The sequence below is a fragment of the Brevibacillus schisleri genome (assembly GCF_055685845.1).
Genome location: NZ_JBVNDM010000001.1, coordinates 4,453,978 through 4,479,876, shown reverse-complemented (window position 1 = coordinate 4,479,876; position 25,899 = coordinate 4,453,978). Strand labels below are relative to the sequence as shown.

At 47.5% G+C, this 25,899-nt stretch carries 3 protein-coding genes (1 of these 3 only partly in view); all 3 read left to right on the top strand.

The window, feature by feature from the left end; all coding sequences use genetic code 11:
- Positions 1-4: 4 nt before the first annotated feature.
- Tightly spaced (each overlapping or abutting the next), the 3 genes in view from ACUUHJ_RS20910 to ACUUHJ_RS20900 form a layout consistent with a single transcriptional unit that may run on beyond the window.
- Positions 5-8,218 carry an SDR family NAD(P)-dependent oxidoreductase gene (locus ACUUHJ_RS20910; RefSeq protein WP_472299798.1) on the top strand — a complete coding sequence of 2,738 codons (8,214 nt, stop codon included), beginning with the start codon at positions 5-7 and terminating at the stop codon, positions 8,216-8,218.
- Positions 8,215-20,127: an SDR family NAD(P)-dependent oxidoreductase gene (locus ACUUHJ_RS20905; protein ID WP_472299797.1), complete on the top strand. Its 11,913-nt coding sequence runs from the start codon at positions 8,215-8,217 to the stop codon at positions 20,125-20,127. The genes ACUUHJ_RS20910 and ACUUHJ_RS20905 overlap by 4 nt, the downstream gene beginning before the upstream one ends.
- A protein-coding gene (locus ACUUHJ_RS20900) for an amino acid adenylation domain-containing protein (RefSeq protein WP_472299796.1) crosses the window boundary here: on the top strand, positions 20,124-25,899 show its 5' end (the start). 15,668 nt of this gene lie beyond the right edge of the window; the window shows 5,776 of its 21,444 coding nt (coding positions 1-5,776); its start codon is at positions 20,124-20,126; the stop codon falls past the right edge of the window. The genes ACUUHJ_RS20905 and ACUUHJ_RS20900 overlap by 4 nt, the downstream gene beginning before the upstream one ends.

Genomic DNA, 25,899 nt, shown 5'->3' with positions numbered 1-25,899 from the left:
GAGTATGAAGGTACTTTTTCATTCATTTCATGATGTGGAAACGATAGTGAAAGAAGTAATGACCGACTTAGTAAAAGCTACGACGAATCCCTTGGATTTCGATAAAAGTTTTGTGGAATTAGGTATCAGCTCGGTATTGTCAGTAGAAATGGTAGAGATATTGAATGAGAAGCTAAGCATAGACTTGGGGATTGAGGCCATTTTTGATCACGAGAATACCAAGTTGCTAGCCACGCACATTTTCGGAAAATATCAGCCAGCAAGCCGTACCGAGTCCGATAACGGTTCACCAACGATTGCGAGCAAGATAAGGAAAATCGTGGCTCAGCTATTGGATACACCTGTGGAAACCTTGAACTTTGATAAAAGCTTCATTGAGCTCGGCATCCATTCTGTATTGGCGGTCGAATTAATAGAAGCGATCAATGCTGACTTGGGGATTCATCTTGGCGTAGAAGTTATTTTTGATTATCCAGAGGTGGGGGAGCTGGCGGAATATATCTCTCTGCAATTTGCAACGGAGATAGCAGCAAACGACAGCCAAATCCCGCCAACTGTTTTCGAAAACGAAATTCGCCACTCCGATATCGCGATCATCGGTATAGCAGGCAAATTTGCTGGCTCAGATTCAGTGGAAGAGTTTTGGAAGCATATAGCATCTGGCGACAGTTGTATCGAGGAAATAACACGCAGAGGCTGGGAAGCGGATCAATATTACGGTGGGCTTCTCAAGGACATTGATCAATTTGATGCATCTTTTTTCAACATTTCTGCCGATGAAGCAAAAAGTATGGACCCTCAACAACGGTTGTTCCTGCAAGAATCCTATAAAGCTTTTGAAGATAGCGGATACTCGGTTGACCAGTTAGCAGGGAGAAAAGTAGGTGTGTTTGTTGGAGGGCGTCGTTCAGACTACCAAGAGAAATCCATGTTGGCCGAAGGTGTCTCTTCACAAACGATGCTAGGCAATGAAATGTCGATGCTAGGGGCAAGACTCTCCTATTTTTTAAATCTCAAGGGCCCCAGTCTTGCTGTAGATACAGCTTGTTCTTCTGCTTTGGTAGCCATTCATTTGGCTTGCGACAGTCTTCGCAGGGGAGAAACCGAAATGGCTCTTGCAGGCGGCGTCGCGATTCACAGCTCCCCTGAATTTTTTGTGATGTCCTCGAAAATGGGGGTGGTCTCACCGGATGGAACATGCAACACCTTTGACAATGATGCAAATGGCATGGTGTTTGGAGAAGGCGTTGGGGCGGTCGTACTGAAACCAGTTGCGAAAGCAGTGGGAGATGGCGACCATATTTATGCAATCATCAAGGGCTCAACGGTGAATCAGACAGGAAAGTCAAACGGGATTACCGCACCGAGCATGCTTGCCCAAAAAGAATTAATTGTGGATGCCTATGAAAATGCAGGGGTTGATCCAGAAACAATCAGTTATATCGAAACGCATGGGACAGGCACGCAGCTGGGTGACCCTATTGAAGTGAAAGCATTGATTGAAGCATTTCGTTCATTTACGGATAAAGCACAATTTTGCGCGATTGGCTCACATAAGCCCAACATCGGTCATACCACGATGACATCGGGACTGGCGAGTTTGTTTAAAGTGGTCATGGCGATGAAATATAAGAAGATCGCTCCGACGATCAGCGTCAAGGAAGTCAATAAGCATATCAAATTGACCGGAAGTCCTTTTTTCATCAATACCGAGCTCATGGAGTGGAATACGAGTGATGCCACTCCGCGAAGAGCAGGTGTGAGCGCTTTGGGATCGAACGGAACCAATTGTCATTTGATTTTGGAAGAAGCACCTACGCTACAACCGCAATCAGGCAATCAGCAAGCAGGAGCCTATTACTTGTTTCCGTTTTCAGCCAAGAGCCAGTCAGCTCTCACGCAAAAACTGGATGAAATGTCCCAATGGTTAGCAAAAGAAGCGGGACGTTTTCACGAACAAGATATTTCCTTTACCTTGTTCACAGGGAGAAGCCATTTTTCGCATCGTTGCATGTTTATTGCCAAGGACGTAGATGAATTACGGAAAAAAATCGCGGAAGTAATGGAAACGGGAGCATCTGCTGACTATTTTGTCCAAGATGAAATAGACGTGCGGCTAGAAAAGAGCTTGAAAGAGTTCGGAGAAAAATTATTGGCAGAAGTAGCAGAGAACCTTTCGCTATCCAACCAGGCAAGGAAAGAAAAGTTGTCCACGCTTGCCGATTTATTTGTAAAAGGATACAAGCTGGATTGGAGTTCCTTCTATAAAAACGGCAGATACAACCGGGTTCCTTTGCCCGCCTATCCATTTAGAGGGGAGCGATATTGGTTGCCCAAAACCGAGCGACAGGATCGCTTGCCCAATACTCATCCCGAATTGTGGAAGGAGATGGACGAGCTTCTCGCCAAGCTGTTATGGGCGCAAATGCAGTCCATCGGTTGGTTCACTGACAAGAGTGTGAATGTCGCTGGCCTCAAGGCAAAAACAGGCTTCCCTCCGCGTTATGAAAAATGGTTGGAAGAGAGTATGGCGATGTTAACTCGTCACGGTTATCTCGATGGCTGTGATGGAGAGCAATGCTTGGTGGTCGATCCGACTTTGATCGAAGTAGAAGCGGTATGGGAAGAATGGGATCGACGTAAGGTGGCTTGGCGAGAAGATGCCAATCTGGAAGTGCGGATCAGATTGCTGGAAGCCACGATGAAATCTTTGCCGCTCATTGTAACAGGCAAGAAACTTGCTACAGATGTCATGTTTCCAGGCTCTTCTATGGAATTGGTACAACCTATTTATAAAAATAACCCAGTGGCAGATCACTACAATGAAGTACTCGCGAAAACAGTCGCAGCCTATGTGGAAGAGCGGGTGAAAAAAGATCCTTCTGCAAAAATTCGCATCATAGAGATCGGGGCGGGGACGGGCGGAACGAGCACCTTTGTGTTTGAAAAGCTGAAGCCTTATCAGCCGTTTATGGAAGAATATTGCTATACCGACATCTCCAAAGCATTTTTGATGTTCGCACAAAAGGAATATGGACCGCATGTTCCGTATTTGACCTATCAAATTTTTAATGTGGAAGCCCCTTTTGCGGAGCAAGGGGTTCAAGAGGGCTACTACGATCTGGTGATTGCGGCTAATGTGCTGCATGCCACCAAGGATATTCGCAAAACCTTGCGCCATACCAAAGCTGTTTTAAGAGAAAACGGTTTGGTTCTTTTAAATGAGATTAGCAGTAATTCCTTGTTCCTTCATCTGACCTTTGGTCTTTTGGAGGGCTGGTGGCTGTCTGAAGATACAGATGTACGTATTCCTGGTTCTCCTGCCTTAACTCCGGCATGTTGGCAAACGGTACTGGAAAGTGAAGGATTTCACACGATCTCTTTTCCAGCTCGGGAAGCGCATGATCTGGGACAACAGATTGTCATTGGAAAAAGCGATGGCGTCCTTCACCCTGATGTTCGTATCGATTCGACCGTTTCGCCTATCGCACGCGAGACTGTACAGCAGGCAAAAGTTGAAGGAAAAGTCTCTTCCCAGCCAGCACCGCAAAACATTCCAAGCCAATCTGTAGTGACCGAGCAGACGGTGACGGATTATGTGAAGGATATGATCATTGAAAAGCTGGGTACCGCATTGGAAGTCGATGTTGATTCGATCGATGTGGAAGAGCCTTTCAGAGATTATGGATTGGATTCGATTCTTGGCGTTCGATTGGTGCAAGAGATCAATCAAGCGTTGGCGATTGAAATTGAGACGACAATTCTTTTTGATTACAGTTCAGTAAATCAACTTACAGGCTATATTTTGTCTGCGTACAAAGAGGTTATTGCTCAAGCGTTAGGGCAGAAGATCAGTCTATCCGAGCAGAGGGAAGATTCCGTCCCTGCTATTCAGACCGAGACATCTGTCCATTCAGCACCTGTGCTTTCAGAGGAAACAGGGAGTGTGTCAGAAAAAGCTTCGTCCCCCACTGAACCCATTGCGATTATTGGAATGAGTGGTACGTTCGCCTCGTCTGGCAACGCTGACGACTTATGGGACCACTTGGTGAACGGCTTAGATTTGCTTCGGAAAGTGACTCGCTGGGATTTATCAGCGTACGGCTTGGACGAGGCAGAGGGCTATCAATACGGCGGACTTGTAGAAAATATTGACTTGTTTGATCCGCTTTTTTTCAATATCTCCGGTTTGGAAGCTGACTATATGGACCCGCAGCAACGCTTCTTTTTGGAGGAATCCTGGAAAGCGTTGGAGGATGCTGGCTATGCGGGTCAAGGTGTGCAAGGAATCCAATGCGGCGTCTACGCGGGATGCGCAAAAGGTGATTACGATCGTCTCGTGGGAGAGAATCCTCCTGCCCAAGCATTCTGGGGGAATATGGAGTCTATTGTGCCTGCTCGGGTTGCTTATCATCTGGACTTACAGGGACCAGCTGTCACGATTGATACGGCTTGCTCGAGCTCCTTGGTGGCGATTCATATGGCGTGTCAAGCCTTGCGGACAGGTGAGATCGACATGGCATTGGCAGGTGGTGTCTTCATTCAATCTACGCCGGGCTTTTATTTGTCTGCCAAGCGAGCAGGGATGCTGTCACCGACAGGACGCTGCCACACGTTTGATGAGCGGGCAGATGGTTTTGCGACGGGGGAAGGCGCTGGTGTCGTTGTCCTGAAACGTCTCTCGGAAGCGATCGCTTGCGGTGATCATATTTACGGTGTCATTCGAGGCTCGGGAATCAATCAGGATGGAACGACGAATGGGATTACAGCGCCGAGTGCGAAGTCTCAGGAACGCTTGGAACGCAATGTCTACGATACATTTGACATCAATCCTGAGCAAATTACAATGGTCGAGGCGCATGGAACAGGGACCAAGCTGGGAGATCCGATTGAGTATCAAGCACTTACCCGCGCATTTCGAGCCTATACGGATAAAAAGGAATTTTGTGCGATTGGATCGATCAAGACGAATATTGGACATACCCAGATCGCAGCAGGTGTTGCAGGGGTCATCAAAATCCTTTTGTCATTGAAGCACAAAAAAATCGCGCCATCCCTGCATTTTAAAGAGGGGAATGCCAACATTAAATTTGCAGAAAGCCCTTTTTATGTCAATACAAGCCTGCAGGAATGGTCAGTGGAGCCGCAAGCCAAACGCTGTGCTGCGATCAGTTCCTTCGGAGCCAGCGGGACAAATGCGCATATGGTAATCGAAGAGGCGCCGCAGGTAAAGCGGAATCATGCAAAAAAACCGGGCTATTTGCTTGTGCTGACGGCGCGTACTTTTGAACAGTTGCGTCAGCAGGTTGCCCAATTGCTTTCGTTTTGTGAAAAAGCACCGGAGATGGATTGTGGAAATATCAGCTATACGCTGTTAGTAGGCAGAAAGCATTTCCATCACCGCTTCTCTTGCCTTGTTCAAAATACAGCCGAGCTTGTCCAGCTTTTGAAAAAGTGGCTAGAAACAGGAAAAGCATCACAGGCTTTTGTTTCTGAATTAAATGAAAAAGATCATCGTGAACAAACCGCATTGAAACGTTACGGAAATCAAAGTATCGAGAAGCTGCATGTGACGAGTCAGGCGAGCGAATATTTGGAGCAGCTATCTGTGATCGCGGAATTGTTTGTGCAGGGATATGGATTAGACTATGACAAGCTGTTCGCGAACGATCAGTATTCTCGTATTCCACTTCCCACGTATCCTTTTGCCAAGGAACGCCATTGGGTACTGGAAAGTGAAACAAAAGCATTTGCTGTAAGGGGAGCGGCAACTACCATCACAGCATCCGTGATCCATCCCATGCTGCATCAGAACACTTCTACTTTTTCCGAGCAACGGTTTAGCTCCACCTTCACGGGAGAAGAGTTTTTCTTGGCGGATCACGTAGTCAAAGGGCAGCGGGTATTACCGGGAGTTGCCTATCTGGAGATGGCAAGAAGCGCGATGGAGCACGCTGTAGGAGAAGACGTCTACGGGAATACGTCTATGAAGCTACAGAATGTCATATGGGCTCGTCCGATCGTTGTAGGCGATCAGCCTGTTCGGGTACATACGGGCCTCGTACTCGACGAAGATGGTGGAGTATCCTACCAAATTTATAGCGAGGCAGAGGGCAGTGATGCCGAGAGCGCGGTACACAGTCAAGGTAATGCTGTACTTACTCCTCGCTCGGAGTTGCACATGCTTGATTTATCCGTTTTGCAAGAGCAGTGCAGCGAGCAGGTGATTTCATCCGAGGAATTCTATGAGTTCTTCAGAGCGATTCAAATTGATTATGGACTCGGACATAAAGGAATAGACAAGGTATATGTCGGGCCTGGACAAGTCTTGGCAAAGCTGGTTTTACCGTTAGCGGTCACCGGGTCAGAGGATCAGTTTGTCTTGCATCCAAGCTTGATGGATTCAGCTTTGCAGGCATCTGTGGAGTTGACACTTTCTTCTCGTGACGTGATGTCGTCTGACAGTTTGACAAAACGCAAGCCAGTGATGCCTTTTGCCCTGGAGGAAATGGAAATCATCCGCCCGTGCACTTCTGAGATGTGGGCATACGTGCGCTACAGCGACGGTAGCCAAGCAGGGAATAAGGTAGAAAAATACGATATCGACCTATGTGACGTCACAGGAACGATTTGTGTACGGATGAAGGGATTCACATCTCGGGTATTGGAAAGAGAGATCCAAACAGATCGTCCAGCAGCAAAAGGGGCAGTTGAGACCGCAAGCGAATCGCTGATTGGAACCATGCTGCTGAGCCCTGTTTGGGAAGAGGTTGTAGTGGCGTATGGTTCGGAAACGCCACTTGCAAGCGATCGTATTCTGATTGTTTGTGCAGATGACGAGAACCGAAGCCTTGTTCAACAACGCTATCCGCGGGCATCTGTTATGGAGATTACGCCCGCAGAAAGTATAGATGAACTAGCAGTGAAGCTGGAGCAGATTGGTTCGATTGATCATATCATCTGGATTGCGCCATGGATTGATTTGGAATACCTGGCAGAAGAGGCCTTGATCATCGAGCAGGAGCGCGGTGTATTTCATGTATTTCGCTTGCTAAAAGCCCTGCTCAAGCTGGGCTACGATACCAAGGAGCTAGGATGGAGTCTCGTAACTTTCCAGACTCAACCGATTCATCCGAACGATGTGGTGAACCCCATTCATGCCAGTCTTTACGGTTTAGTTGGTTCGATGGCAAAAGAATACATGAACTGGCGTATCCGTCTGGTTGATCTGGAAGCTGGTCGTGCTTGGCCTATAGAGGATGTTTTCACACTTCCGCCAGATGCTGAGGGGAATGCGACGGTTTATCGCGGAGGAAAATGGTATCGTCAGGAATTAATTCCCTTGCGTCAAATGCAAAGGGAACAGGCTTCCTACAGGCAGGGGGGAGTCTATGTGGTGATCGGAGGCGCTGGCGGTATTGGCGAAGTCTGGAGCGAATACATGATCAGCACCTATCAAGCGCAAATCATCTGGATTGGACGCCGAGAAAAAAATGCAGAGATCCAAGCCAAAGTGGATCGACTTGCAAAGCTCGGACCTGCTCCTGTCTATATCGCGGCGGATGCGACGAATCGCAAGTCCTTGTACTTTGCTTATGAAGAAATCAAAAAACGATATAAACAAGTGAACGGAGTCATTCATTCCGCAATTGTTCTACTAGATAAAAGTCTCGCGAATATGGACGAAGAGCGCTTCCATGCGGGGATTTCGGCAAAGGTAGATGTAAGCGTGCGGATTGCTCAAGTATTTGATCGGGAGCCGTTGGATTTTGTCATGTTCTTTTCATCGATCAATTCATTTACCAAGTCGCCTGGACAAAGCAATTATGCGTCAGGTTGTACGTTTAAGGATATATTCGCCCACCAGCTATCGTTGCATAGCCTCAGTGAAGTGAAGGTGATGAATTGGGGATACTGGGCGAACGTAGGCATTGTTGCCACCAAAGATTATCAGGAGAGAATGGCACAGGCAGGATTAGGCTCCATTGAACCTCGTGAAGCGATGGCGGCTTTGGAAAACCTGCTTGCAGGACCGATCAATCAAGTCGCGTTGGTGAAAACAACGAAATCACAGGCCATGCTTAAAGTAAATCCGGATAAATCCATTTACATCTATCCTGAAAAGCTAGTATCCCACATCGAACGTGTAAAGAATGAGATGCCCAAACTAGAGTTTTCGTCTCAACGCAGACAATCTGAAATGGAGGCTTATAAATGAATACAATGGATAAGCTTCTCAGTGAACTACTCTATGGTCAATTACAGTCAATCGGGCTGTTCACGGTAAAAAACCAGACGATCGGAGAACTCAAAGCCAAATTGCATAACAGGTACGGCAAATGGCTGGAAGAAAGCATAGCCGTTCTCGCACAAAACCAGTATCTTGCGTACGATGGAGATTCACTCATCGCAAACGATACTACCCCCATCAATCTCGAAACCGCATGGGAAAAATGGGAGGAAGAAAAAACAGCATGGCTTAACGATCCGAATAGTAAAGCGCAGGTGATTCTGTTAGAGGCAACCATGCGCGTACTGCCAGATATTTTGTTAGGAAAGATTCCAGCTACAGAGATCATGTTCCCTAATTCCTCGATGGAACTGGTAGAAGGGATTTATAAACACAATGAGGTTGCGGACTACTTTAACGAAGTGCTCGCCAATACGATTGTTACCTATGTGAAGCAGCGTACGGAGCAAGATCCTTCTGCTCGGATTCGCATTTTGGAAATCGGGGCAGGTACAGGTGGAACGAGTGCGATCGTACTGCCAAGGCTAAAGCCCTTTCAGAAGCATATCGAGGAATATTGTTATACCGATCTTTCGCAAGCCTTCTTGCTTCACGCCGAAAAAGAATATGGAGCCGAAAATCCATATCTCACGTATCGGATTTTTAACGTGGAAAAGCCTGTTGAGGAGCAGGGGATCGCTGCGGACACCTATGATCTCGTGATTGCCACGAATGTTCTGCATGCGACAAAAAATATTAGCCAAACCTTGCTCCACGCCAAAACAACGTTACAGAAAAATGGCTTGCTGATTCTGAATGAATTAACGAGCAATACCTTATTTGCTCACTTGACGTTTGGCTTGCTGGATGGCTGGTGGCGCTATGATGATCCAGAATGGCGTATTCCTGGCTGCCCCCTGTTAACGGTTGAAACATGGCAAAAGGTGTTGAAGAAGGCAGGATACCGATCTGTTTTCTTGCCAGCAGAAGACCAGCTGGATTTATGCCAACAAATTATTGTGGCAGAAAGCGATGGGGTGATTCGTCACAGCAGCCAACCGAGGCAATCGGCGGTAACCGTTGCGTATTCGCCTGCAAAAAAGCAAGCCTCAAAGCTGAAGGCGATGCCAGCCAAAAAACAAGTGCCTGTACGCACGACACCAGCGAAAAAATCAGGCAGAGTCACAGAGGAATTACTTCGCGAAAAAAGCACGGCTTATCTCAAAACGTTAATTGGTGAAACGCTCAGAATTCCGACCCACCAGATAAAATCATCTGCGCCATTAGAGCAATATGGGATAGATTCGATTCTGGTTGTGCAATTGACCAATTCGCTTCGCAAAGATTTTGCGAATATGAGCAGTACGATTTTTTTCGAGTATCAAACGATAGATGCCTTGGTAGAGTATCTCATCGAGACGCAAAAGGAAGCGTTGCTCAAGGTAATAGGAGTAGAAGCACAAGAAGCAATTGACGAAGCATATCCGAACGAGCTAGAGAATGAGGGTATGACCGACTCTGCTTCAACGGCGCACACCGATCTTCCTGTGAGAAACACGAGACGCTTTTTATCCGTTCGGGAACAAGAAAGAAAGGAATCCATTTCGCCTTCATCGGTGGTGCGGGATGTGGCGATCATCGGTCTTTCCGGGCGTTATCCGCAGGCGAAAAATGTGGATGAATTCTGGAATCGTTTAAAAGAGGGGAAAAACTGCATTTCTGAAATCCCTAAGGATCGCTGGGATTGGCAGAGTTACTTTGACGAAGAAAAAGGGAAAAAGGAATCGATGTATACAAAATGGGGCGGATTTATCGATGATATGGATAAATTCGATCCCTTATTTTTTCAAATCTCTCCCAAAGAAGCCGAGGAGATGGACCCGCAAGAACGGTTATTTTTACAAGAAGCCTATGCGAGTATTGAGGACGCTGGATATACGCCTACAACTCTGTGTGAAAGCAGAAAAGTAGGCGTTTTTGTCGGCGTGATGAATGGCAATTACCCTACGGGAGTCACTTATTGGTCGATCGCGAATCGCCTCTCTTATCTATTAAACTTTCAAGGTCCGAGCGTGGCGGTGGATACGGCTTGCTCCGCTTCTCTCACTGCAATTCATTTCGCCTTGGAAAGCTTGTACAGCGGCACAAGCGAGTGTGCAATCGCAGGGGGGGTCAATCTCATTGTCGATCCCGTCCACTACATGAAATTGTCAGCTTTGACGATGCTCTCTCCTTCGAATCAATGCAAGTCCTTCGGCGATCAAGCGGACGGCTTTGTGGATGGAGAGGGTGTAGGAGCTATCGTCTTGAAGCCTTTGGATAAGGCGGTAGAAGATGGTGACCATATTTACGGAGTCATCAAAGGAAGCATGATGAATGCCGGTGGGAAAACGAATGGCTATACCGTCCCGAATCCGCAGGCGCAGGCGCAGTTAGTGGCGGATGCCCTACAGCGTGCCAAGGTACATGCAAGAACGGTCAGTTATCTGGAAGCACATGGAACAGGAACGGAGCTAGGAGACCCGATCGAGGTTGCTGGACTTACTCGCGCCTTTGAAAAAGACACCCAGGACAAACAGTTCTGTGCATTGGGATCAGCGAAGTCGAATATTGGACATTGTGAAAGTGCGGCAGGGATTGCTGGCGTAACGAAAATATTATTGCAGCTGAAGCACGCGCAATTAGTGCCATCCTTACATTCCCGTACACTCAATCCCAATATTGATTTCACCAAGACGCCGTTTGTGGTTCAGCAAGAGTTGGCAGAGTGGAAACGACCGATTGTAGAGATCAATGGCACAACCAATGAATATCCACGAATTGCAGGGATTTCCTCGTTTGGTGCAGGGGGAAGCAATGCCCATGTGATTATTGAAGAATATATTCCGGAAGAGCAAAAGCAATCCGGTTTGAAAATCACACCTCAGAACCCGGCTATTTTTGTTTTGTCGGCAAAGAATGCGGAGAGGTTGTATGAGATCGTTCAGCAGTTGTTAGCTTTTATCCAGGAACACTCCTTGTCCGATGAGCACTTAGCAGACATGGCGTATACGCTTCAGGTAGGACGTGTAGCCATGGAAGAGCGCTTTGCTGTCATCGCAGGCACTATGACGGAGTTGCAACAAAAACTAAGAGCCTATGTAGAAGGGCAAGAGCACATTGCTGATTTGTATCGTGGTCAGGTAAACCGAAATCAGGAAATGCTGGATATTTTGACGTCCGATGATGGATTAGAAGAAACGATTGCGAGATGGATGGAACGTGGAAAGTACAGCAAGCTTCTCGACCTGTGGGTGAAGGGCTTATCTATCGATTGGAACAAGCTTTATCAGGAAGAGCAACCGGGTCGTATCAGTTTGCCGACGTATCCTTTTGCCAAGGAATCGTATTGGACCCACGCCAGGTCTGTTAGCAGCAGCGCAGGTGTGAGCTCGATTCATCCTTTCTTACATCAAAATACATCTGATTTCATGGAGCAGCGGTTTAGCTCCATGTTTACGGGACAGGAGTTTTTCCTGAGTGACCATGTCATCAAGGGGCAACGTGTCTTGCCAAGTGCGGCTTATCTGGAGATGGCACGGGCAGCGATCCAGCAGGCGACGGGAGGGCTTGATTCGGAGCGAGAACCGGAAGGACTCCGTTTCAAAAATGTGGTCTGGACGCAACCTTTGGCTGTTGGGCCAGAGCCCGTTCAGGCACATATCGAACTCTATCCTGAGGAGAATGGTGAGATTGTTTTTGAGATTTACAGCGATAGCAACCAGGACCGGGAACAAACGACGGAGATTGTACACAGCCAAGGAAGTGCCGTGTTGTGTTCCATTCCAGATATTCCATCATTCGATCTCTCCGTATTGCAGGAACAGTGCAGCCTACGCACACTCAGTGCGGAACAATGCTATGACGCTTTCAAAAAGATGGGAGTCGACTATGGGCCTGCACATCGTGGGATCGAGCAGATTTTGATTGGTCAGGAGCAGGTGCTGGCGAAGCTGTCGCTACCTTCTTCCGTGGTGAAGACCCAAGGCCAATTTGGTCTGCATCCGAGTTTGCTCGACGCAGCTCTACAGTCGTCACTTGGCTTGATGATGGCAACCAGTGATTTTTCGCTGATCCTTCCCTTTGCTCTTGAAGAAATGGTGATCGTAGGTGCTTGCTCCTCTTCCATGTGGGCACTCATTCGCTACAGGGAAGGCAGTAAGGCTGGAGACAGAGTGGAGAAGTTTGATATCGATCTGTGTGACGAGAACGGAAATGTCCAGGTGCGGATGAAGGGCTTTTCTACGCGCAAGATTGCAAATGAATCTGTTAGATCAGAAGTAGAAGCGCCAAAAGCTTCCGTTCCCCTCGAAGAGGAGAAGGCCATTGCTTCCTCCTCACTGATGGAACAGGCAATCCCTTATTTTAAAAAGCTGCTTTCCTCCGTGATCAAATTGCCAGCAAATAAAATGGAAGCAGACGCCTCGTTGGAAAAATACGGTGTCGATTCCATTGTGGCTATGCAGATGACCAAGGAGCTGGAAAAGCAATTTGGTTCGTTGCCAAAAACGTTATTTTTTGAATACCAATCGATAAAAGAATTAACCGGGTATTTTCTTGATAACTACCGTGAAAATCTGATGCACATCCTGGGGATGAGGGAAAATGCGGAAGCCTCCCTCACGCAAGAACCAGAAGCAACGATGGTGGACGAGAGGAAAGCACAGACAGAGCGCAGTAGCAAAAAACGCAAGTCTCAACGATTCGCGTCCCTGCGCATGGAAACCCAGCGAGCAAAAGGGGCGTTGGACATTGCCATTATTGGGATGTCCGGACGTTATCCCCAAGCATGGAATATCCATGACTTTTGGAAAAACCTACGTGATGGCAAGGATTGTATTACCGAAATCCCAAAAGACCGTTGGGATCACAGTCTGTACTTCGATGAAGCGAAGGACAAGATCGGTAAGTCGTATTCCAAATGGGGTGGCTTCATAGATGGTGTTGATCAATTTGATCCGCTGTTCTTCCATATTTCCCCACGGGAAGCGGAGCTGATGGACCCGCAGGAGCGGTTATTTTTACAGTGTGTCTATGAAACGATAGAGGATGCAGGGTATACGCGCGAAACGCTTGGCAAGCACGAAGGCTTGGGAGGCAATGTTGGTGTTTACGTAGGCGTTATGTACGAGGAATACCAGCTCTATGCGTCCGCTGAACAGGCGTTGGGCAGAGCTCTTGCGATTGCGGGGAGTCCAGCTTCTATCGCAAACCGCGTCTCCTATTTTTGCAATTTCCACGGTCCGAGCATGGCGGTCGATACAATGTGTTCGTCTTCGTTGACGGGTATTCATTTAGCGTGTCACAGCCTGCAGCGCGGCGAATGTGAGGTTGCGATTGCAGGTGGTGTGAATGTTTCTATTCATCCAAATAAATATTTGTATTTGTCGCAGGGCAAGTTCGCCTCCAGCAAAGGACGATGCGAAAGCTTTGGGGAAGGTGGAGACGGTTATGTACCTGGCGAAGGAGTCGGAGCCGTATTGCTCAAACCTCTGGCAAGAGCAATCGCTGATGGAGACCACATCTATGGTGTGATCAAAGGAAGCGCTATTAATCATGGTGGAAAAACAAACGGCTATACGGTTCCCAATCCTCATTCTCAATCAAGAGTGATTCGTCGAGCTTTTGAAGAAGCAGGAATTCATCCGAGAACGGTCAGCTATATAGAGGCACATGGTACAGGGACTTCCTTAGGGGATCCTATTGAAATTGCCGGATTGACGAAGACCTTTCAGGAATACACGAAGGAGAATCAGTTCTGCGCGATTGGTTCGGCCAAGTCAAATATCGGGCATGGTGAGAGTGCGGCAGGGATCGCAGGGTTAACCAAAATATTGATGCAAATGAAATACAAAAGACTAGTTCCGTCCTTACATTCCCGCACACTTAATCCAAACATTGATTTCAGCAAGACTCCATTTGTGGTGCAGCAAGAGCTTGCGGAATGGAAGCGTCCCGTCATTGAAATCAATGGGGTAACGAGAGAATATCCTAGAATTGCGGGGATATCCTCCTTTGGCGCGGGAGGAGCAAATGCTCATCTCGTAATCGAAGAATACCGCGAAGAGGAACAACGCCCACAATTCAGCGTCTCGGCAAAAAATCCAGCGGTCATCGTACTGTCAGCGAAGAATAAAGACCGTCTCCGGGAGCAGGTGCATCGGTTGTTGTCTGCTATTCGGGAGCAAGTGCTGACGGACAACGATCTAGCAGAGATTGCCTACACGCTCCAGGTGGGACGTGAAGCGATGGAAGAGCGGCTCGCTGTGATCGTCAAGTCGATCTCCGAGCTTGAAGCAAAGCTAACGTTTTATTTGGAAGACGAGGCTGACAGACAAGACCTGTTCACGGGTCAGGTTAAGCGGAATAAAGAAACGATGGATGTTTTTGCCGCAGATGAGGATTTACAACAGGCAATCGATACATGGATCACCAAAGGGAAATACGCAAAGATTTTGCAGATGTGGGTACAGGGGCTGATTTTTGACTGGAACAAGCTCTATGGGGAAACAAAGCCTCGTCGAATCAGCTTGCCTGCCTATCCTTTTGCAAGAGAGCGCTATTGGCTGCCAAAGGTGGAGTCACAAGCCATTGGTTTTACCGCAGGGGAGCTGGCTTACCTGTATCCCTTGCTGCATCAAAATACGTCTACACTATCGGAGCAACGGTACAGCTCGACGTTTACAGGGCAGGAGTTTTTCCTTAGAGATCATGTCGTGAACGGACAAAAGGTCTTGCCTGGGGTAGCTTATCTGGAGATGGCGCGAGTGGCTGTGGATATGGCAGCAGGTGTCCGAACGGATAACCAATCGGCGATTCAACTGAAAAATATCGTGTGGGCGAAACCAGTTATCGTGGAAGATGCCCTCACTCAAGTACACACGGGATTATACCCGGAAAAGAATGGTGAAATCACTTTTGAAATCTATAGCCAGCCAAGGGAAGCCGAGGAAAGTCGAGTAGTACATAGCCAGGGAAGAGCAGTACTACGATCAGCTATGGAGGCGCCAGCGCTCGACCTTTCCGCCATTCAAGCTCAGTGCACAGAGAGCAGTTACAGCTTTAGCCAATGCTACGAAACGTTCCATGGGATAGGACTGGCATACGGTCCATCACACCAAGGGATTGAGAAGCTGTTTGTCGGGCCAGATCAAGTGCTGGCGAAGCTTGTTTTGCCTTCTTCTGTTACGGATACAGCAGAAAAATTTGTCCTTCATCCGAGTGTGATGGACGCGGCATTACAGGCATCGCTCGGTTTCATGATGGGCACAATCGACCTTCAGCCCTCCCTGCCTTTTGCCTTGGAGGAATTGAACATTTACCGTGCTTCTACAACTGCTGTATGGGCGTTGGTTCGATATAGTGACGGCCATGCAGCTACGCAAAAAGTGCAGAAGCTCGACATTGATTTGTGTGATGAGCAAGGCACGATTTGCGTTAGCATGAAGGGATTCACAACGAGGGTGCTCGAAGGTGAAAAAGCTGCCGGAGTTGCAAAAAACAAAGGTACAGGTGAAGCAGGAAGAATCACTAGTACGTTGATGCTCCAGCCTGTTTGGATCGAAAAAGGCATTCCCAAGGAAGCCAAAGCACCTGAATTTGAACAGCATGTGGTGATGCTTTGCGAACCAGGGAAGATTTCATCGGAAAGTCTTTCATCTCAGATAAACGGTGCGCGGTTCCTTGTGTTGCAATCCGATCAGAAAGGCATAGCGGAAAGATTCCAAGCGTATGCTGTTCAGGCGTTTGAAGAAATAAAAGCCCTTCTTCAAGCAAAACCAAAGGGGAAGGTCCTGATTCAGATAGTTACTCCTCGCCAATCGGAACAACGATTGTTTGCTGGATTAGCTGGTCTGTTGAAAACCGCACAGATCGAAAACCCGAAAGTAATCGGGCAGTTGATCGAAATCGATTCAACAGAAGATTCAGCGGAATTGGCGGAAAAGTTGAGAGCAAACAGCCTTTGCCCTACAGACAGCCAGATTCGCTATCAGTTAGGGAAAAGATATATAGCGGGATGGAGTGAGGTTGCTCCCCATTTTGAAGTCAGTATGCCGTGGAAAGACAACGGGATTTATTTGATCACAGGCGGAGCAGGGGGCTTGGGACTTCTTTTTGCCGAAGAAATGGCGGAGAAAGCCCGTGGCATCACCTTGATTTTGACGGGACGCTCTGCGCTGACTGAGGAGAAGCAAGCGCAGCTTCGTAAGCTTGCGGACAACGGAACTGGAACCAGAGTCGAATACCGCCAAGTGGATGTCACGAAGAAACTGGCCGTAGAGGATTTGATTCAAAGTATCCAAGTAGACTTTGGCGATCTTCACGGGATCATTCATGGGGCGGGAGTGACTCGCGACAGCTTTATCCTGAAAAAAACCAAAGAAGAAGTACAAGCAGTTCTCGCGCCAAAGGTTGCGGGACTCCTTCATTTAGACGAAGCGACTAAGGGACTGAATCTGGATTTCTTTGTCCTCTTTTCTTCAGCCGCTGGAGGCTTAGGCAATATGGGCCAAGCAGATTATGCGACGGCCAACGCCTTTATGGATAACTACTCCGCTTACCGCAACGAGCAGGTCGCGCTAGGTAAACGGCGGGGTCAGACTATCTCCATCAATTGGCCTCTGTGGAAAGAGGGCGGAATGCAGGTAGGCGAAGAGACAGAAAAGAGATTGTGGGACGATCTTGGCATGGTTGCTATGCAGGCAGCTTCGGGTATCAACTGCTTGTATCAGGGGTTAGCTTCGGGACAAGATCAGTTGATGGTCATGGAAGGTGATCGTGTACGGATGAAGCAGAGGCTGATGGGAGCAACGGCAACCTCCGTGACCGCAACAGCTCATTCGAACAGCTTGCAAAGTGAGATTCAAGCGTCTTTGCGGAAAATGGTCGCTGATGTGCTCAAGGTGGAGAAAGAGGATATAGATATCTACGCGGAGCTCCATGAGTACGGCTTTGACCAGATTAAGCTGACCGAATTTACAAACAAGCTGAATCAAGCCTATCAGCTTGAGCTTACTCCAACTGTATTGGTAGAGTACCCGACCCTTCTTGCTGTCTCGCAATACTTGTTGGAAGCATACCAGGATCGGTTCATACAATCGTTCCCCCCAGCAGAGAGTGCAAGTATTTCTGCAAAAATAGAGAAAGAACAGCCAATTTCCGGTGGGCAACAAGATGTGCTTCGGGCAAAAGTAAGGGAACATCTGAAAAAAGAAGTTTCTGCTGTTATCAAGCTCCCCGCCTATAAAATCGATGAGGAAGCTCCATTGGAGAAATACGGAATCGACTCGGTTATGGCGATGCAATTGACCAATCAATTGGAAAAAGCGTTCGGTTCGCTGTCGAAAACGTTGCTCTATGAATACCAAAACATAGAGGATTTGACAGGCTATTTTGTAGCTCATCATCGAGACAAGGTCTTCGAAATCATGGGGGCTGGGAAAAACGCAGAGACAAGTACAGGAGAGGATGTTGCTAATGCTCTGCCTACTGCTGACTCCATAACAGCCCATCGTCGTCGTTTCTCACGCTTTGTTACGCGTGAGCAGGCAAATAAACAAACAACCTCTGACCTAGACATTGCGGTCATCGGTATTTCTGGTCGTTATCCGCAGGCTTCCACAATACAGGAATTTTGGAACAACTTGCGGGACGGCAAGGATTGCATTACAGAAATTCCGCAAGAGCGCTGGGATCACAGCCTGTATTTTGACGAGACTCGGAACAGTCAAAGAAAAGCATACAGCAAATGGGGCGGCTTCATAGATGGTGTCGATCAATTTGATCCGCTGTTCTTCCATATTTCTCCGCGGGAAGCGGAAATGATGGACCCTCAGGAACGCCTTTTTCTGGAAACCGTGTGGAATCTGCTCGAAGAGGCAGGACACACGCGAGAGGTATTACAAAGTCAATATGAGAATAAAGTCGGCGTCTATGTAGGGGCGATGTATCAGCCGTATCACGCATTTGATACGGATATCGAAAAGAGCTCGATCATTTCCCTGTCTTCCTACCATTCGATTGCCAACCGAGTCTCTTACTTCTTTAATCTACAAGGTCCAAGCATGGCGATTGATACAGCGTGTTCTTCATCTGCCATTGCCATTTATCATGCCTGCGAGAGCTTGATTAAGGGAGAAAGCTCGCTCGCTATCGCGGGTGGCGTGAATGTTTCGATCCATCCTAAGAAATACCTAGGCTTAAGTCAGGCCCAAATGATTGGAAGCCACGCAGATAGCAGAAGCTTTGGCGATGGAGACGGATATTTGCCAGCAGAAGGCGTAGGCGCTGTACTATTGAAGCCTTTAGCCAAAGCGGTGGAAGATGGAGATTCCATCCTAGCTGTTATCAAATCAGCCGCGACCAATCATGGCGGACGTACCAATGGCTTTTCTGTGCCTAATCCCAACGCACAAGCGCAATTGATAGAAGAGAATTTTGCGAGAGCGGGTATCGACCCACGGACGATCAGTTATGTAGAAGCCGCCGCTAATGGCTCGCTGCTGGGAGATCCGATTGAGTTGAAGGCATTAACAAATGCTTTTTCGAAGCAAACAGACGATGTCCAGTTTTGTGCGATTGGTTCGGTGAAATCAAATATCGGTCACGCCGAGGCAGCTTCTGGTATTTCTCAGCTGACGAAGGTGATTTTGCAGCTACAGCATCAGGAATTAGTTCCCTCTATAAAAGCGGAGCCGTTGAACCCGCATGTCCATTTTGCAGAAACGCCTTTTTATCTGCAAAAAGATCGACAAAAGTGGGAGCGACCCGTAGTGAGAATCAATGGGGAAGAACGAGAGGTTCCGCGCCGAGCGACGATCAGTTCGTTTGGAGCAGGCGGGTCAAATGCTCATTTGATCCTCGAAGAATATATTCCGGTGCAAAGAGAGATGAAATCCATTTCTGCTGACACTTCACCTCAGATCGTGGTTTTCTCGGCAAAAAATGCGGAGCGATTGGGTGCCGTTGCCAAGCAGATGCTTGCATTTGCCCAGCAGCAAGCGTTTTCCTTGGCGGATTTTGCCTATACGCTCCAAGTGAAACGAGAGGCCATGGAATGCAGGCTGGCTATGGTGGTTCAAGATCGAGATGAACTGGTTCATGGATTACAGGCGTATTTGGAAGCGGTCGAAAAAGGCAGCGAGCCAACTGCATCGATTCCTATCTATACAGGGGATCTCGAAGAAGACCTTGCAGGAGTGAGAAATCTTCTTTCAGGCAAGGTAGGAGATACGGTGTTGCAGGTTCTTTTAGCAGAAAACAATCTGGACAAACTTGCCCTTCATTGGACGCAGGGAGGGAAAATTCCTTGGGAATCCTTGCATCCAGAAGAACGTCGCATGATGTCTCTGCCTACCTATCCTTTTGCGAGAGAACGCTATTGGCTCAGCACTGAAACGGTCACTCCACCTATGGAAAAAGAGACGTTAACGATTGATATCAACCCGGACAGCCCAACAGAAGAAAACATCCAGCGGGATATGGCACAATTTCTCTCACGGGAATTACACCTTTCGGAAGGGCAAATCAAGCCAAACAAATATTTCTTGGACTATGGTATGGATTCGATCATGGTGACCAAGCTGATTCGTCATTTAGAGCAGCGCTGGAACATCAAGATCAGAGGGCGAGAAGTGCTGGAGAACCCAACGATGAAGTCCTTGGCACATCTCCTTGCGATAAAAATAAAAGAGTGCAGTCATAAGGAGATCGCTTCCACGACTGATTTCGAAACAATGTCTCCGGATAGAGGGGAACGGACGGAGAATATTGCAGTCGATATGTTGCAAAAATTCAAAGAAGGCCTACTAAGCCTGGAAGAGATCGAACAGTTAATCGACAAAGGAGGGATAATATGATGCGACGGGAAATCCTCATGGCTTACAAAGAAGGTAAGCTGTCTGCTGCGGAAGTCCAAGAGAAGCTTCTGGAGCTGGAAAACCCATCGTTTACAAGTCCTCTGTCCATCGGGCAGCAAGGATTGTGGATGTTGCAAAAAATGTCCCCTACGATGAGTGCGTATAATGTTCCGTTATGCTTTTGCATCCGTCAGAAATGGGACGTAGCCTTATTTAAACAGGCCTGCCACCATGTCTGGAGACAGCATCCGATTTTACAGCGTTCGATTATGGAAAAGAAGGGTGTTCCGTATCTCATTCAACGTCTAGAGCAATCGCTTACCATTGAGCAGGAGGACATCTCACACCTAACGTCTCAGGATGTATTGCCGTATCTCAGGCAAAAAGTAAAAGAGCCCTTTTCATTGGAAAAGGGTTCTTTACTCCGTATTCATCTATTGTCGCGTTCAGAAGAAGAGCATTATGTGCTGATTACGGTCCATCATATGATCTTTGACGGACATTCCTCCTTGTTAATCCTGCAAGATTTGGTCCAAACCTATATCGGGCTGGTTGAAGGAAAACAGCCAAAAGTAACTCCGAATTCAACGGATTACGCTGACTTCGTAAAATGGGAACAGGACATGATGGCAAGTGCGGAAGGTGGGGAACATCGTTCTTACTGGCTGGAGCAATTTTCAGGGACGCTTCCACAACTGGAGCTTCCTGCCGATCGCCCACGTTCTTCCGCACCAAGCTTTGAGGGGCAGGTTTATACGCACGTATTTTCACGAGATGTGAGTCAGCAGGTGAAGCAGCTCTGCAAGCATTACCGTATGAACCCATCTGTTCTTTTGTTAGGGATGTTTAAAGCCTTATTGTATCGCTATACAGGTCAAACGGATGTGATTGTCGGAATGCCGACGATGGGACGTCCAGAAGAGAGATTCGATTCTCTGATTGGTTATTTTGTCAATATGATTCCCATTCGCAGTCAGGTAACGGGGGAAACGTCTTTCTCCCAGTTCGTTCGGGAATTGCAGCTTACGCTAATCGACGGGATGGATCACGCTGTCTATCCTTTTCCTGCGATGGTTCGGGAGGCAAATATTCCTCGACTTCATGGAAATTCACCCGTATTCGCTATCATCTTTACGTACCAAAATTTTCTGCAATCGCAAAACTTGCAGCGATTTTATGATGAATGTCAAACCAAGCTTGCTATCGAATTGATTGATGGCGTTCATCAAGAGGGTGAGTATGAATTTGAGTTAGAAGTGTTTGAGCAGGAAGCCGAGTTTGTCCTGAATTTGAAATATAATCCGCATGTACTTGATCAAGCGACGATACAACGGATGGCCGCGCATTATCAAAATATCGCAAACGCAGTCATCAAAAATCCTGACATCGCTTTGGATGAGATACCACTTATTTCTGTTGAAGAACGAAACCTGCTACTTGTTGAGTGGAATGCGACGGAAGAGGCATTCCCGCAGGCGTTATGCATCCATGATTTGTTTGAGAAGCGAGTTCAACAAACGCCAAATGCTGTGGCAGTTGTTTATGAAAAGCAGTCGTTGACCTACCGTGAACTGGATGAGCGGGTTACCAAGCTAGCGATCTTTTTGCAGGCTAAGGGAGTAGGCGCGGAAGCTACAGTAGGAATTTGTGTCGAACGTTCTTTGGAAATGGTCATCGGCATTTTAGGCATTCTGAAAGCTGGCGCAGCCTATGTTCCATTGGACCCAACCTATTCCACAGAGCGGTTGGCATACATGGTAGAAGACAGCAAGAGTACTTTGGTGCTTACTCAGGCTCGCCTTTTGGACAAGGTATCTTCAGCCGCAGGAGAAAGTACGAATTGCATCGTGTTTGACAGGGATTGGGAAGAAGTTGCGCAGACAGCCAAGCGACAAACAACGCTTAACCGGGTAGTAAACCCAACCAATCTGGCTTATGTGATTTATACATCGGGAAGCACAGGGAAACCCAAAGGGGTTATGGTGAGTCATGAAAGTATCATGAACACCCTCTTTTTCCTGGAAGCTCGTTATCCGGTTATGGAGAACGATGTTTATTTGCTGAAAACCAACTATGTGTTTGATGTTTCGTTGTCTGAGCTGTTTGGTTGGTTCATTGGTAGAGGGCGTCTGGTCATTCTCCCGCCACATGGGGAGAAGTCGCCAGAAATGTTAGCGGAATCGATCGTGAAGCATCGCGTGACGCATGTCAATTTTGTCCCAGCGATGCTGAATGTCTTCGTCAACGGCGTTTTAGCGAATCAGTCATTCCTGGAGGATTGTCCGCTAAAATACGTGATGGTTGCAGGAGAAGCCTTCCCAAAAGAGTTGGTGAAAAGGACGGTTGCGACTTTTCAAAAGGCGAAGATCGAAAATATTTACGGACCAACAGAAGCCTCTATTTATGCGGCATGGTTCTCTTGCTCTGAAAATGAACTGGTCAGCAGCAATACACCGATTGGCAGACCTGTCGCAAATACGCAACTCTACATCGTTGATCGCCAAATGAATCCCGTGCCGGTCGGTGTGCCAGGAGAGCTTTGTATTGCAGGAAAAGGCTTGGCTCGCGGGTATTTGAATCGCCCGGAGCTGACCGCAGAGAAGTTTGTAGATAACCCGTTTACACCGGGGACCAAGCTGTATAAAACAGGTGATGTAACACGTTGGCTCCCTGATGGAACGATTGAGTATTTAGGCCGAATCGATCATCAGGTAAAAATTCGAGGCTTTCGGATTGAATTGGGTGAGATCGAGAGTCAACTAATGGCTCATCCACAGATTCAAAGCGTTGTCGTGTTGGTGAAAGAAGAGGGAGATCATAAACGGTTGGTTGCTTATTATGTTCCGAAAGCAGGTGCCAACCATGAGCAGCTTGAGCCCTCAAAACTACGCGAGTATTTGAGGGAGAATTTGCCAGAGTACATGCTCCCGGCATTTTTTATTTCCATGGATAAAATCCCGTTAACCGCTAATGGAAAAGTGGATCGCACAGAGCTGCTGAATCAAAAGCTGGTGGTCACACAGGCGAAGAAGCAGAGCCTTCCGCAATCTGATATTGAGCAAAGGACTTTGAAAATTTGGCAGGATGTGCTGAATGTAGAGGGGATCAGTCCAGAAGATGGCTTTTTCGATGTGGGTGGAGACTCGATTCTCGCTACCATGGTTGTCGCCAAAATGACGGAAGAATTTCAGTGCGATCTAAATGTGACTACTCTATTTAAGTACGTCAATATTCGAGAGATTAGCGAATATATCGCCGCAAGGAAAGAGAAGGAATTAGATAAGCAAACGGATTATGTCAATCCGAACCAGACAACGGCGTATAGCGATGGACAAGCGGAGGAGTCATATCCTGATTATTATGAGGATAGCATCGCGATTATTGGAATCTCCTGCCACTTCCCGGGAGCGAAAAATCATAGAGAGTTTTGGGAGAATTTACGAAACGGCGTAGAAAGTGTACGTTTCTTTTCTGATGAAGAGATCGATCAATTACATCTGCCTGATGAATACTTGCAGAACCCGAACTTTATCCCGGTACAGTCTACCATAGAAGGGAAGGATCATTTCGATCCAGGATTTTTTCACCTATCAGCCAGAGACGCAGAATTTATGGACCCACAGTTTCGACTATTATTGACCCATTCATGGAAGGCATTGGAGGATGCAGGGTATACACCAAAGCAGGTACCGCAGACGGGTGTATTTATGTCGGCGAGCAATAGTTACTATCAAGCGCTCTTGCCGCATTTCACCAAGGAATCACCGAATGTCATGAAAGACCCCAATGAATATGTCTCGTGGGTTTTGGCGCAAGGTGGAACGATTCCCACGATGATTTCTCATAAAATGGGGCTGAAGGGACCGAGCTTTGCCGTCCATTCCAATTGTTCTTCCTCATTGGTTGGCTTGCATTTGGCTTATCGCAGCCTGCAATCGGGGGAATCAAAAGTGGCTTTGGTAGGCGGCGCAACTATTTTCCCTACGACTTATACAGGGTATGTCTATCAAGCTGGATTGAACTTTTCCAGTGATGGTCACTGCAAGACATTCGACGCATCAGCAGACGGTATGATCGGTGGAGAGGGAGTCGGCGTGGTTGTCCTCAAAAAAGCTTCCGATGCGATCAAGGACGGCGATCATATTTATGCCCTCATGAGAGGAATTCGCATCAACAATGACGGGGCAGATAAGGTCGGATTTTATGCGCCTAGTATAAAAGGTCAGGCTGAGGTGATTCAGCAAGTACTAGAGGACACCAAGGTTCATCCTGAAACGATTAGCTATATCGAGGCGCATGGAACGGGTACTTATTTAGGAGATCCGATAGAATTCGCGGCGCTCAATGAAGTCTATACACAATACACATCCAATAAACAGTACTGCGGACTTGGATCGGTGAAAACCAATATTGGACATCTCGATACAGCCGCAGGGTTAGCAGGCTGCATTAAAGTAGCGTTGAGCTTATACCATAATGAAATTCCTCCGTCGTTAAACTATGAAAAGCCGAATCCAAATATCAATTTGGATCAATCACCGTTTTATGTCGTTGATACGCTCAAAAAATGGGAGGATGCGCCTGTTCCCCACAGAGCGGCGTTAAGTTCATTTGGCCTTGGTGGGACGAATGCTCATGCGATTTTTGAACAATGGAAGGTTGGGGCAGAATCTAAGCATGTTAGCGTAAGCGTTGATAGCGACAATCGCGTTTATTTCGTGCCGTTATCAGCCAAAAACGATGATCGTGTTCTAGCGTACGCCCAGCAACTCGTTGATTTCCTTAAAGTTAATCAGGAACGAGTCCATCTAGCAGATTTGGCCTACACTCTCAAAGTAGGAAGAGAAGCGATGGAGAGCAGGGCTATTTTTATTGTCAAAGATACAGCGGAACTCATTCAAAAGCTGCGTGACTTTTTGAGGGGAGCGAAACAAACAGCGGGTAGCTTTAAAGGGAATACAAGGCAAGCAAGCCACGAAGTCTCCCTATTGAAAAAGAATGGGTCTAATCGTGAGTTATTTACCAAGCTGTTTGCAGAAGGCAATGGAGAAAAAGCAGCCGAGCTGTGGAGCAAGGGTCTGGATATCGAGTGGGAAGTCCAGTACAGCGATGTAAAACCGCGTCGCATCAGCCTGCCTACCTATCCTTTTGCTGAGGAGTCCTATGGGGTTCCTGAGAATGTGTACAAGGAGTCGGTAGCGGCTTCTGTACAGATTACGCCAATCTCTTCAACAACGCCAGAAACGCTGCTACTCCAACCGTGCTGGAACGAACAGGAGATCACCCAAAAAGCTGGCTCACCTGCCTTTGCAGAGCATCTCGTGATCCTTTGTGAATGGGCAGAGGAATTCCAAGAGCGTATCCAATCCGAAATGAACGGAGTGCGCTGCCTGGTCTTACAACCACAATCGCAGCAGGAAAGTATCGCGGAACGGTTCCAAGCCTACACCGTCCAGGCATTCACGGAAATCCAGCGAATCCTTGCCAATAAACCAAAGGGAAAAGTCCTGCTTCAGCTTGTTGTGCCTGCCAAAGAGGAGCAACAATGCTTCTCCGCCCTCTCTGGTTTGCTGAAAACCGCTCACTTGGAGAATCCCAAGCTGGTTGGACAGCTCATTGAAGTGCAAGCAGAGGACAAACCAGCGGAATTGGTCCATAAGCTCCAACAAAACAGCACCGATGAGAAAAGCAAGCACATTCGATATCAGGATGGCAAGCGATGGGTGAGCGGCTGGACAGAAATGAAAGCTTCCGGGCAAGCGGAGCATGTAT